The sequence below is a fragment of the Geminisphaera colitermitum TAV2 genome (assembly GCF_000171235.2).
Taxonomy (GTDB): Bacteria; Verrucomicrobiota; Verrucomicrobiia; order Opitutales; family Opitutaceae; genus Geminisphaera; species Geminisphaera colitermitum.
In genome coordinates this window covers 1-12,274 of the sequence record NZ_ABEA03000041.1, presented here as the reverse complement: position 1 = coordinate 12,274, position 12,274 = coordinate 1, and the positions used below count along the sequence as shown (strand labels likewise).

At 60.8% G+C, this 12,274-nt stretch carries 10 protein-coding genes; 4 read left to right on the top strand and 6 right to left on the bottom strand.

The window, feature by feature from the left end; translation table 11 throughout:
• Window positions 1–285: 285 nt before the first annotated feature.
• From OBACDRAFT_RS04550 to OBACDRAFT_RS04530, 4 genes are all read left to right on the top strand, one after another.
• Window positions 286–1,293 carry a LacI family DNA-binding transcriptional regulator gene (locus tag OBACDRAFT_RS04550; protein WP_043583201.1) on the top strand — a complete coding sequence of 336 codons (1,008 nt, stop codon included), beginning with the start codon at window positions 286–288 and terminating at the stop codon, window positions 1,291–1,293.
• Between the two features lie 161 nt (window positions 1,294–1,454).
• Window positions 1,455–4,628: a GH39 family glycosyl hydrolase gene (locus OBACDRAFT_RS27440; RefSeq protein WP_112787761.1), complete on the top strand. Its 3,174-nt coding sequence runs from the start codon at window positions 1,455–1,457 to the stop codon at window positions 4,626–4,628.
• Window positions 4,625–5,248: a DUF1559 family PulG-like putative transporter gene (locus OBACDRAFT_RS24975; protein ID WP_052361140.1), complete on the top strand. Its 624-nt coding sequence runs from the start codon at window positions 4,625–4,627 to the stop codon at window positions 5,246–5,248. Before OBACDRAFT_RS27440 ends, OBACDRAFT_RS24975 begins: the two co-directional genes overlap by 4 nt.
• A gap of 49 nt (window positions 5,249–5,297) precedes the next feature.
• On the top strand, window positions 5,298–6,185 hold the full coding sequence (locus tag OBACDRAFT_RS04530) for a hypothetical protein (RefSeq protein WP_125069432.1): 888 nt from the start codon (window positions 5,298–5,300) through the stop codon (window positions 6,183–6,185).
• An 18-nt stretch (window positions 6,186–6,203) separates the two neighbouring features.
• Here the strand turns inward: OBACDRAFT_RS04530 and prmB are convergent, their stop codons facing one another.
• The 6 genes from prmB to OBACDRAFT_RS04505 all read right to left on the bottom strand — a co-directional run.
• A complete protein-coding gene (prmB, locus tag OBACDRAFT_RS04525; protein ID WP_052361137.1) occupies window positions 6,204–7,139 on the bottom strand; it encodes a 50S ribosomal protein L3 N(5)-glutamine methyltransferase in 936 nt (311 codons plus the stop codon).
• 111 nt (window positions 7,140–7,250) lie between these two features.
• Window positions 7,251–7,895: a site-2 protease family protein gene (locus OBACDRAFT_RS04520; RefSeq protein ID WP_043583193.1), complete on the bottom strand. Its 645-nt coding sequence runs from the start codon at window positions 7,893–7,895 to the stop codon at window positions 7,251–7,253.
• Between the two features lie 91 nt (window positions 7,896–7,986).
• Window positions 7,987–9,813, bottom strand: a complete 1,827-nt coding sequence (gene typA / locus OBACDRAFT_RS04515) for a translational GTPase TypA (protein ID WP_043583449.1) — start codon at window positions 9,811–9,813, stop codon at window positions 7,987–7,989.
• Between the two features lie 193 nt (window positions 9,814–10,006).
• Window positions 10,007–10,816, bottom strand: coding sequence for a FecR family protein (locus OBACDRAFT_RS04510; RefSeq protein ID WP_043583191.1), 810 nt, complete (start codon window positions 10,814–10,816; stop codon window positions 10,007–10,009).
• 185 nt (window positions 10,817–11,001) lie between these two features.
• On the bottom strand, window positions 11,002–11,265 hold the full coding sequence (locus OBACDRAFT_RS29335; protein ID WP_052361134.1) for a glycosyl hydrolase-related protein: 264 nt from the start codon (window positions 11,263–11,265) through the stop codon (window positions 11,002–11,004).
• Window positions 11,262–12,274, bottom strand: a 1,013-nt coding sequence (locus OBACDRAFT_RS04505; RefSeq protein WP_332835107.1) for a glycoside hydrolase family 38 C-terminal domain-containing protein, incomplete at its 5' end; no start/stop codon positions are given. The genes OBACDRAFT_RS04505 and OBACDRAFT_RS29335, both read right to left, overlap by 4 nt.

The following is a 12,274-nucleotide window of genomic DNA, read 5'->3' as shown; positions in this document are numbered from 1 at the left end:
GGATGGCATCGGTTTTTCCATCGGGCGAGGTGATGGAGGCAGGGTCGTTGTTGGCAGGAGTGATTTGACTGAAGTGGGCGGCGGCGGCGGAGTTTGTTGACCGGGTTCATTTCTCGCGTGTGTTCCGCGAGGGGTTCGGCATAGCCCCGGTTGCCTACCGGCGGATGCACTGGCGAGGACCGTGGGCGTAAACATGTGGATTGGTCGCGCCGGGTGACTGCGGGACGGGAAGACTCAGGCTTGTTTGTCACCGGGCAGCGCGTCTAGACAACACATCACGAACCCATGAACACACCACGCCGTGTTACCCAGACCGACATTGCCGAGCGCGCGGGTGTGCATGTCACCACGGTATCAATGGCATTGCGCAATTCGCCCTTGATCGCAGTGGCGACGAAGTTGCGGATTCAGGCGCTGGCCAAGGAACTCGGCTACCAGCGCGACCCGATGCTCGATGCACTCAGTTCCTACCGGGCAACGGTGAGACCGCGTGCGTTTCAAAGTGTGATTGCCTGGCTTGATGGTTATCGCGTGCCGTCCGCGTTTGGCCCCAACGGAATATACGCTCCCTTGACGCAAGCGGCACGGGAGCGGGCCGCAGCGCTGGGTTTTCAAATGGAAGTCATTCCCTTTGACGTGCAACATCCAGCGAGCGTGGCCCGGATGCTGGTGGCGCGCGGCATCGAAGGCGTGCTCGTGCCGCCAATGCCCGGCGGTCACATCGAAGTCTCACTGCCGTGGGAACGATTCGCTGCCGTGAGCCTGAGTCAGGGCATCGCAAAACCGCGCCTGCATCTCTTCATGCACGACCAGATTGCCAACATCCAGATTACCCTCCGCGTTTTAGCCGGGCGGGGCAGGCGGCGCCCCGGCCTGATTCTTGAGCAACACGAACACGAACGGACCAACGGCGAACGTTATGCCGGGTATTTGATTCACCAAGCAGGCTTGCCTGAAAGCGCGCGGGTGCCGCCGTTGATCGTGAAAGAGCGCTCCCCCGAGAATGTCAGGGCATACTGGATACGTCACAAGCCCGACGCGTTGATTGTGAATCGCGTGGGAAGCGTGCCGAAATGGCTGGCAACGCTTCCCGGCATCGGTGACACGCCCGAGTGGGTGGTGGCCGCCACGGTCGACCCCGGACTGCCCGGCAAGGGACTGCGCGAAGACATGGCGAGCCTGTCCAATCACGCCGTCGAGTTTCTGGCCGGCCTGATCCATCGCCGTGAAAAAGGGCCGCCAATCTGTCCTGTGCGCATCCTTGTCAAGGGGCGTTGGAGGGATGAACTTTGAGCCGTTTCTAATGTTAGAAATAGGGCGGCCCTTGCGCAGGTTTCAGGGCTCCGGCACGATGTGCCCAATGCTTTTGTCAGCGGTTGTTTTTCAATAAGGTAAGGGACAACGGATCACTGACGAATGCCCATTCTCATGCCGCCCCTTCTTCGCTTTTCGCCATGCGCACCAGACTGATTACCGTCTTGCAACGACTACCTCGTCTGGTCAGCCATTCGCTGCTCATCGTCGCACTGTGCCTGGCAGCATCCCGTGTCAGCGCGGTTCCCCGCGAACAACAGGCGGATTTTTCCAAGGATCTTGATGGCGTGACCTGGACTTTGACCGAAGGCGACGCGGACTCCGCCGGGGTATCCAACGGGAAATTGTTGTTGGGGGCCGCCTCGGAAAATACCACCGCCGACGCATGGAAAACCGGGGCCACAACCCTGCGTTACCGTTATTATCCATTGCGAAGTCAGCATGAACGCCCGGCTTTTGGTGATTTCGCAGCCGAGGCGCGAATTGTCCGCAACGCCAAGGCCGGCGTTTTCTCTCTGGGCTTGTGCGATGCCGCGGACTGGCAGTTGTGGGTGGAGTTTGACCAGACAAACACGCAGGCGCATCTCAGAGAAAAATCCGCAACGACAATAAAAACGGGGGACCGGGTTTCCATCGCCAGTGCGCGTGACGCGTCCGCGCTCATCCTGCGACTGACCCGGCGCGGCGACGTAATCGAAGCCCGTGTTGCGGACGTGTTGGTTGGACAATGGCACGGCCAGCTTGCGCCCATTGTGGATTTCGCATTGCGCGCTTCTTCATCCGATGGCGATGACGCTGGCCGCAAACAGGAATGCCATCAAGTGGAAGCTTTTTCCATAAAAGCCCTGCCTGCGGTATCGGTGTTTTTTGATGTTCTTCCGCGAGCGGGCCAAGCTCTGTCGGGTGACGAAAAATTAGGGAAACTCGTTCAGATGGGTGCGGCAAACCTCGGTGGTTATCTCTGGGGGAGGGGGGGGGCGGGGGAGGTGAGCGGAGCAGACAATGACGGGAAACCCGCACTCGAATTGCGTCTCGGCAACGTTGCCCCCACAGATGTTTCCGGTTACGTCGAATTGCGTGTGACTGATTGGCAGGATGCGGAGGTTGAAATTGCCCCTCGGCGTTTGCCGGTGACGATTCCAGCCAATGATGTTGGCGAATGCAGGCTCACGGTTCCTCTTCCGTCTGAGCGTTACGGTTATTTTACCGCACATTTGCGATTTGTATTGAACAATGGGATACAGATAGGGGCGCCTCGTTCTGTCGGATTTGGCATCACTGCGGCCCCACTTCCAGCGGAGATGAGCGAGTCCAATATTGTCGGCGTTCACACCGCGCCTTTCGCCCGCGTCGGCGCCAAGTGGACGCGCTTTCACGACAACGGCGGACGCGCCGTCGTATGGTCGGGCATCCAGCCCGCGCCCGACCGCTGGGACTGGTCCGGCCTCGATGCCTACGTGCAACGGGTCGAGGCCGCGGGCATGGCCCCGCCGCTCGTCGTATTGTCCATGACGCCAGAGTGGGCCAGCAGCGATCCCGCAACGGGCACCTATCGCGGACGTGGTGCGTATTCATCACCACGTGACATCAGCGACTGGAGCGAATTTTGCCGGCGCATCGCCACTCGTTACAAAGGCCGCGTGCGGCACTACGAAATCTGGAATGAACCCAATAACAACAAACTCGCTCCGCGCGGATTCTTTTTTCACGCCCCGGTGGAAAAATACTACGAAATGGCCAAAGCCGCGCACGACGCCGTCAAAGCCGCCGACCCCGACGCCCTCATCCTCGCCCCCTCGGGCACGGGGAACTTTTTTCCCTTCCTCGAACGCTTCATGGAGCTCGGCGGTGGCGATACATTCGATATCCTTAGTATCCACACTTACACGACACCCTTCCCGCCGGAAATCGGCTACCACTTCAACAACGAAAAAAGTTATCTGAATCGTGTGACTCGCGCGCGTGAAATCCTTGCCCGCCACGGCCACAAAAAAACCATCTGGAACACCGAGATCGGCTATCACTCCGGACAGTCCCTGCGCATCGCCGGGAGCTTCATTCGCCAGGACCAGATCGCCCGCGAGGCACTGCCCGGATGCTGGCCCGACTGGCGCAATCGCTGGTCATTCCGCCCGCTTGATCCGCGACGCGGAGCCGCCTTCTTTGTCCGTTTCCTCGCGCTAACGCCGGTCTATGGAGTCGATAAAATTTTCATCCACCACCGGCTCATGATGGATGGCAGCGCGACCGGCTCGCCCCTGATGGCCGCTCCTGCGGTTGGCTGGTTCAGCCGCGCGTTGGGAGAGGCCGCCTTTGTTCGCAGCCACGCATGGCATGAACAGGTGCAGGCGCACGAATACCGCCGGGCCGATGGCAAACACGTTGTCCTCTTCTGGCGCGTGGAAAATGAAACATTGCGCATGAATGCCCGGGATGACCGTCGCCTCGGCGAAGTGGAATCCGCGCCGATCGATGGCATTGAAGGCATTGCGAACCAGCGTTCCGTTCCGGTGATAGCAGGCCGATCGCCGCGTGATACTTATTTCGATCCTGCTCGTCGCGTTCCTGTCATCCTTCGCCTCAATCGCTCGCCGGATGCCGCCTTCGATTTCTGGGGCAACGCCCTCCCATTGGGGCAGGGAGCGTCAACTGAATGGCGTATCGGTGAAGCCCCTGTGTATTTGGTTTACAATGACGACACGGGTGCGACCACTTCGGCTCCCGGCTTGCAAGCGGAGGTGCGTGTGGATGTCGCCCCCGTCGAACCTGCCGCGCCCGCGCTTGTTTCGGTTCCCGGCAGGTTTGTGCCCGCTGCTCAGGCGCGTCCGCTCGAAGTGGCAACCAACATCAATGAACAAACGGCCGTGCATCTGGTCCGCCTGCCTAATTCTCGCGCGGAACGTCCGGCGGGCTCACCGTCGTCGGAACTGCAACTGGGCGGCGACGCGGCGATTCGCTGGACGCTTGACAAAAACCACGCCGGCGCCGCCCGCATCCTGCTTTGCGTGCGCAGTTCGGACTCGGCGGCCCGGAGTTTCAACTGGCCATGGCAACTCCAGCTCAATGACCGTCCGCTTGCGCTTGAGCCGTGGAGTGCGTGGCCGGAGAGTATTCGCCGACGCGGGAAAAATTGGGAGGAGTTGTCCGGCTATCTTCTGTCTGAACCCGCGACACTCCGTGCCGGCGACATCCTCACCGTCCAGTCATCACGTTCCCAAGCCCGCATCTACGAAGCATGGTTGCAACCCGTGCGCACGGCGGAGTGGCGGAACACAGAACACAACCAATCAGCAACTGCTCCCCAAAAACCATGAATCCGAAAAACTACACCCTCCGCGCCTTGCACCACCTGCGCGGTTTTACATTGATCGAACTTCTCACCGTTATCGTCATCATTGGCATCCTTGCCGGGATCATGATTCCGGTTGTGGGCCGCATCCGCGAATCGGCGCGCATCACTCAATGCGCCTCCAACCTGCGCCAGATCGGCCTGGCCTACTCGCTGTATCTGGCCGACAACAAACACCTGTTTCCACCCTACTATCTTCCGGGGGAACCCTACCGCCTCAATGCCGTTCGTCCTTACATTGAGGCGAGCGGCAAGACGCCGGTTTATGGTGTCATGGCCTGCCCCACGGCCCAGCCGGTGTTGCGCGGACTCTACACGGATTCATGGGACCGCAATTCGTATCACCAGAACCGTCGCTGGCCTTCGTTGGGAAACAGCGAAACCGCTCGCAAATCGCTGATGTCTTTCACGCAACCGTCACGCGCCGTCCTCGTTTACGAACGCTGGGGAGCCGCCGACAAAACGTGGCCCAACCCGAACACACACACCGCGGCGCGCAACCTTCTGTTCGTTGACGGCCACGTCAAAACGAGCCGCGAACTGATTCCCTATGCCTCCATTAACGCCGCCCTCTCCATCGAATGACTCACCAATCCGCCAATCCACCCATACAAACACCACGATGAAAACCACGATGAAAACCACCACCACCGTCCGTCTCAACTCGCAGCCTGTTGCGCATGTCAGTCATGCCGCCTGCAGGGTGCTCATTATCGCATCCTTGTTTGCGATCTCATTGCCGATGGTATCGGCCCAGACCGATATCTCCCGTGCGGCAAGCTGGGCGGCATCCGCGGCAGCAGTCGCGCCCGCAACGTTTAACGGCAACTCGCATGGTTCGACGCAGAACCCGACGGACGCGGTGTGGCGTTACTACCTTCAAGCCGGACGCGACGCGGACGGTCTGATTTCCAGACTGCTCCCATCGACATGGACGGCGATGCCTTTTTCGGCATCTGAATTTCGTCTCAACGAGCCGGTTGGCGGTGTCAATCGAGGTTATGTCACCGCGTCTGCGACAGGGTTGACTTCGTTTTGGAACAAAACCGGCTCACCCGAAACAAATCCGGTGGATGCCTTTCGCCCCGCGTGGTCCATTGCCAGCTACACCGAACTCGCTGAGGAAGGCGGCATCTATGACATTGGCGGTGCGCTGAGTTGGTCTTTGGCCAGAACAAAGGACTCCGGGGCGATCCTTGTGAAAATTGCCAAGATCAGCGGTGCCTCCGTGACCGAACTTTTCAGCCAAACCGTGAGTTCATCGGCGCTCGGCACGTTTGAGATCTTCAACGCGACCAGCGTGCCTGCAAGTCTGACGGGGATAAGTCTTCAGCAAGGAGAGCAACTGGCGTTTGCCATTCGTGGCAGCACAACGCAGTTTCGCACCATCACGCTTGATGACTCCGCGCTTACCCTGACTCTACGCTCTGTTCCTGAGCTGCGGGTGACCGCGCTATTATCCGGGCTTGCGGTGTTGCTGATCGTGGTAATTCGTCGCGCAAAGAGTCAGTCAACGCATTGAGTCATCACGGCGTGAATATCATGTGGATTTTGCCGCCAAGCGGGCGGCGCGGATGAGGCAGATGCAGTTGGTGCCGTCGGTGGTGGGGAGCCACTCGGGGGCGAGGGTGGCAAATTCGCGGTTGATGGCTTTGCGCAGGGCTCCGACTTCCATCAGGACGAGTCCGTGCGGCGCGAGGCGGTCGCGGGCTTGGCGGAGGAGTTTGCGGATGATGATCAGTCCGTCGGGGCCGCCGTCGTGCGCGAGGCGGGGTTCGGCTTTGAATTCGGGGGCTTGGTTATCGACGTGCGCGCTGGGTTCGTAGGGCGGGTTGCTCAGGATGAGGTCGTAGGTGGGTCCAAGGGGGGGGGGGGGGAGGGCATCAAGGACGTCGCTGGCGTGGAGGTGAACGCGTGTAGTGAGTTTGTGGTTACGGATGTTGATCGCAGCAACATCAAGGGCGTCGCGTGAGAGGTCGAGGGCGTCAACGCGGGCGCTGGGGAATTGGTGCGCCAGAAGGACGGCAAGGCAGCCGGAGCCAGTGCAGACGTCGGCTAGGTTTTGAGGGGTGACGCCTGAAGGGAAGAGGCGGGGGAGGGTGGGGATGATTTCTACAAAATAGCTGCGGGGAATGATGACGCGTTCGTCCACGTAAAAGTTGTGTTCGCCGAGCCAGGCTTCGCGAGTGATGTAGGCGGCTGGGATGCGTTGTTGGAGGCGGCGGTGGAGGGCGGCTTCGATGGCGCGAACTTGGTCAGGGGTGGGGATGTGGGAGAGAACGGATTCGTCACTGTCGAGGGGGTATTTGAGCGTGCGGAGGAGGAGGTAGAGGGCTTCGTCGTGGGCGTCGGAGGCGGTCTGGCCGAGGGCAATGTCGGAGGCCTCGTAGCGGTCAAGGGCGTGTTCAAGCCAGTCTCCAAGGGTGCGGGGGGGGGGGGGGGACCGGGGTTCATAGGTGATGTTGTTTTTAACCACTAATGCACACTAATAGACACTGATGAGATGTTGTGTAGTGGTTTTTTGATACGAATCCGTGTATCCAAACATTAGTGCTCATTAGTGTGCATTAGTGGTTGGATTTTTTTGTCAGGCGATGAGGTTGTAGAGGGCGATGTAGGGGGTGAGGGCGAGGGCGAAAATTTTCCCGAGGAGGAGGCGGAAGGCGGGGAGGTTGATGGCGATGATGAGGATAACCCAGCCCCAGTTGGCAAAGCCGATGTAGGTTTCTTCACTCATGCCGCCCCAGTACATGAGAAATTTGGAGCCGTCGAGGGGGGGGATGGGGAGAAGGTTGAAGATCATGAGGCCGACGTTAACGTGAAGGAGTAGCGAGGCGAGGTCGTGGAGGCGGACGTCGAATCGAGAAAGAAGACCGGCGGCAATGGTGGCGAAGAGGGCGAGGAGGGCGTTCATCGCGGGGCCGGCGAGGGTGACGGCGGCGCGCTGGCCGGTGCGGGGTAGGGCGGCGGGGTTGATTTGCACGGGCTTGGCCCAGCCGATGAATCCGAAGCCGCCGAAAAATTTGAGGACGCCGAGGAGGGGGATGATGAGGGTACCGAATATGTCTATGTGCGCGAGGGGGTTGAGGGTGACCCGGCCTTGGGAGCGCGGGGTGTCGTCACCCAGTCGGTCGGCCATCCAGGCGTGGCCCCATTCGTGGAGGGCGAGGCTCAGGACAATGAGGATGAAAATGAGCAGGCCTTGCTGGATGTGCGCGGGATCGAGGTCCATGAGGGAGGGGAAGCAGCCAGTAGTCAGTAGTCAGTAGCCAGTAGTCAGTAGAAGTTACCAGCTACTGGCTACTGACTACTGACTACTTTTTTCAGCTTTGCGCCTTGGCTTGCTTGCGGGCTTTCTGGCGTTCGCCGGAATTGAGGATGCGTTTGCGAAGGCGGAGTGTCTTCGGCGTGACTTCAAGGAGTTCGTCGGCGGCAATGTATTCGATGGAGCGTTCCAGCGACATTTTGGTCGCCGGGGTGAGACCGGCGGCAACGCCTTCGCCTTGGGAACGGAAGTTGGTGAGCTTTTTTTCGCGGACGGCGTTGACGGAGATGTCTTCGTTGCGGGGGTTTTCGCCGACGATCATGCCTTCGTAAACTTGCTCTCCGGGGCTGACGAAGAGTTTGCCGCGTTCCTGGCACATGACGAGGGCGTAGGTGGTGGTTTCGCCGGCTTCGGTGGCAATGAGGGTGCCGGTGATGCGGGTAAGGACTTCGCCGGCGTAGGGGCCGTATTCTTTAAAAAGGTGGCTGGTGACGCCTCTTCCACTGGTGGCGTTGACGACGTCGATTTCCAGTCCGATGAGGCCGCGGGTGGTGATGGTGGCCTCGATCATGGTTGTGGTGTTGTGCTTCTCCATGTTGGTGATCTGGCCTTTGCGGTTGGCGAGATTTTGCATGATGGAGCCGACGCATTCGTCGGGGACTTCGATCCAGACGGTTTCGTAGGGTTCGAGGCGTTCACCGTTGGGTCCGGTGCGTTCAATGACGGTGGGGCGGGAAACGAGGAGTTCGAAGCCTTCGCGGCGCATGGTTTCGACGAGGACGGCGACTTGCATGGCGCCGCGGGCCTTGACGTTGAAGGTGCCGGCGCGGTCGGCGTCGTCGATGAAGAGGGAGACGTTGGTCTTGAGTTCGCGCATGAGGCGTTCGCGGATCTGGCGCGAGGTGACGAGTTTGCCTTCCTGACCGACGAGGGGGCCGTCGTTGACGCTGAATTGCATTTCCAGCGTTGGGGGGTCGATTTCGGTGAAGGGGAGGGGGTGGGCGTCTTCGGCGGCGGCGAGGGTGTCGCCGATGTCGATGTCCTCAAAGCCGGCGAGGCCGACGATGTCGCCGGCGTAGGCGGTGGAGGAGTCGGTGGTGCCGAGGCCGGCGTATTCGAAGAGTTTGGTGATTTTGCCGCGGATGCGTTTGCCGTCGGAGTGGCGGATGACCCAGACGGGGTCGGAGAGGCTGACGGAGCCGCAGAGGATTTTGCCGACGGCGATGCGGCCTACGTAGTCGCTCCAGTCGATGTTGGAGACGAGCATGTGGAAGGGTTGGTTGGGGCGGGCGAAGGGGGGGGGGACGTGTTCGAGGATGACGTCAAAGAGGGGGGTCATGTCTTTGTTCTCGTCGGTGAGTTTGCGCTTCATGTAGCCGTCGCGGCCGGAGCCGTAAACGACGGGGGCGTCGAATTGTTCCTCGGTGGCGTTGAGCTCCATGAGGAGTTCGAGGACTTTGTCGTACATTTTGGCGGGGTCGGCGTTTTCGCGGTCGATTTTGTTGATGACGATAACGACTTTGAGACCGTGGGCGAGGGCTTTGCGGAGGACGAAGCGGGTCTGGGCCTGGGGGCCGTCGTAGGCGTCCACGAGGAGGAGAACGCCGTCCACCATGCGGAGGGCGCGTTCGACTTCGCCGCCAAAGTCGGCGTGGCCGGGGGTGTCGAGGATGTTGATCGTCTTTTCGTGCCAGCGGACGGCGGTGTTCTTGGCCTTGATGGTGATGCCTTTTTCGCGTTCGAGGTCCATGGAGTCCATGGCGCGTTCGGCGACTTGCTGGTTGGCGCGGAAGGCGCCGCCATGCTTGAGGAGTTGGTCAACGAGAGTGGTTTTGCCGTGATCGACGTGGGCGATGATGGCGATGTTGCGGATGTTTTGGTTCATTGGCGGCGCGGCTGGCGGTTGCGTGGTAGAGTGTGCCTGTGTTGGCGGTCTGTGGATGATGGTTTGTGAATAAAAGGGGTCCAACGTGCCGATGCGCGGCGCGGTTTTCAAGGAGTGTTTTGGAGACAATGAAAAAGCCGCGTCCGTGAGGCGGGCGCGGCTGCGAATGGCGCGGGGAGATGCGGTGCGTTTTTTACTGGAGGCGTTCCTCGGTCGGTTTGAGGTTGTAGGGGGAGCGGGGGCCGCCGCCGCCGATGATGCGGTGGGGGCGGGAGGGGTGGATGTTGACGTCGCGGTTGATCTCGTCGATTTCGCGCTGGGTCAGCAGGCGGGTGCGGAGTCCGCCAGTATCGGAGTCAGCCGGGTCTCCCGCGATCATGATGGTGCCGGCGGCAATATCTTGTTTCTGGCCGGTGTGGGTGTCGAAGCCGACAAGGCCGTCGGTGGTGGCAACGCTCACGACTTGCACCCAGTTTTCGTTGAGGGTGCCGCCTATGCCGGCGATGGAGCTTTGCATGACTTCGGTGGTGCGTACGCGGAAGGTGGTGCCGCGCACGCCGGCCACGCCGTGGGAGGTGTTGATTTTGTAGGTGGAGCCGGTCTTGAGCTTGCGGACGTGGTTGGTGAGCACGCCACGGCGGAGTTTGAGTTCGGTCTGGGAGGCGGGTGGGGCGGTTTCAGTGGCGTTGTTGTCGTCGGGGGCTTGGTGGTAGCCGAGGAGTTCGACTTCGGAGTTGGCTCCGAGGGAGACGAGGGCGTCGTTGGGAAGACGGAGGAGAACGCGCGAGTCGGGGCCGGTGGTCAGTATGCCTTCGACGGGGAGGATCATACCTTGGGTGAGGGGGGCGTCCGGTTTGTCGGGACGGGTCCAGGTGGCCTGGCCGGTGAGTTCCTCAATGCGGAAAAAGGCGGGGGCGGCAGCGGTCCAGCCGATGGCAGCGAGGGCATGGCAAGCAAGGCCAATGAGGAATAGGTGGCGGAAGGTGTTTCCGAGGGCATTCATGGTATTAGGGTGGGGAGGATTTGGGATGTATGTGCATTTGTCTAGCTTCACTCTGAGGGAAGACACGTGGTTTGGGGTATTATTAACGGATGTTACGCATCCCGCCAAGGAGCGGCGGCCTGGAGACCGCCGCTCCTTGGCAAACGTCCGCGTAACTTCAGGGGCGTCGGAGGGGGTAATGGGGTTCAAGCCATGCGCAGGCGGAGGGTTTTTATTTCGAAGGGGCGGAAATCGGCGGCGACTTCGTCGCCGAACGTCGAACATCGAACATCCAACATCGAACGTCCAATGGCGGCGGCGGGCAGAGGGGTTTCGAGCAGGGTGGTTTCGCTGGCGGTCTGGATGCGGACGCCGGGGATTTGGATGCGAATGTGACAGCGGGTGGCGGCGCGGGCGGATTCGTAGAGTCGGAGTATGAGGTCGCCGCTGTCGTCTTCAGCGAGTTTCACGGTTTCGAGTATGATGTTGGGCGCGTCGCAGGTGATGAGTGAGGTGTTCCGGGGGGGGGAGCGGCGTTGGGTACGAGGCGGAGGGGGGTGCAGAGTTCGAGGGCTTGTTGCGCGAGGCCGCTGGTGAGGAAGGGGCCGTTCCAAGCGTAGAGGGCGTAGGTGAATTCGTGGTCGCCGATGTCGGCGGTCATGTCGGGCGCCTGCGGGGCGCGCAGGAGTGTGAGGGCAAGGGTGTTGCGGTCGGCGCTGATGCCGTGCTTGCAGTCGTTGAGGAGGGCGATGCCGCGGTTTTCCTCGGCGAGGGCGGTCCATTTTTGCTGGCAGACTTCGAAGCGGTCCTGATCGGCTTTGCGCGAGCGGTGCGTGGGACGGCGGAGGTGGCCGAATTGGATTTCGTGCAGGGCTTCGTGCGTGGTGAGGGCGAGGGGAAAGGCGACTTTGAGGAGTTTGTGTTTTTCATGCCAGCGGATGCGGGTGCGAAATTCGATGCGGCGTGAGTTGCGGGGAAGCCAGATTTCTTGTTCGAGGTCGGAGTTGTGCAGGCGGCGGCGTACGTGGATGATCGTGGCGAGTGGGGTGTCGGCAATGATCTCCACTGTCGCTGGCGCAGTGAGTTCAACGGGTTGCTGGATGTAATGGGATTCGATTTCCCAAGCGTCGCAGACTCGGGGGGTGTCGCGATACATGCAAAAGTCGTTGAGCGGGGCGGCGGCGAGTTCGCGGTCGGTGGCTTTGTCGTGCCAGTTTGTGATGCGGCCAAGTGAATCGAGGGTGAGGCGGTAATGGGCGTTTTCGATGTGCAGGTCGTCGGTAGTGGAGCGATCAATACGGGTGACGGGGAGGGGGGGGGGGATAGCGGTGGCGATGTCGATCCAGCCACATGCGGGAACGGTGGCTTCGATGTAGGTGGCGTGGGTGAGCGGGTGCTGGAGGGTGTGGGTGTCGGGAGGAAGGGCGGTAAGGGGGATGGTCGGCGGGAGGGCAACGAGTTCGGTGCGAGGCCAGGCGA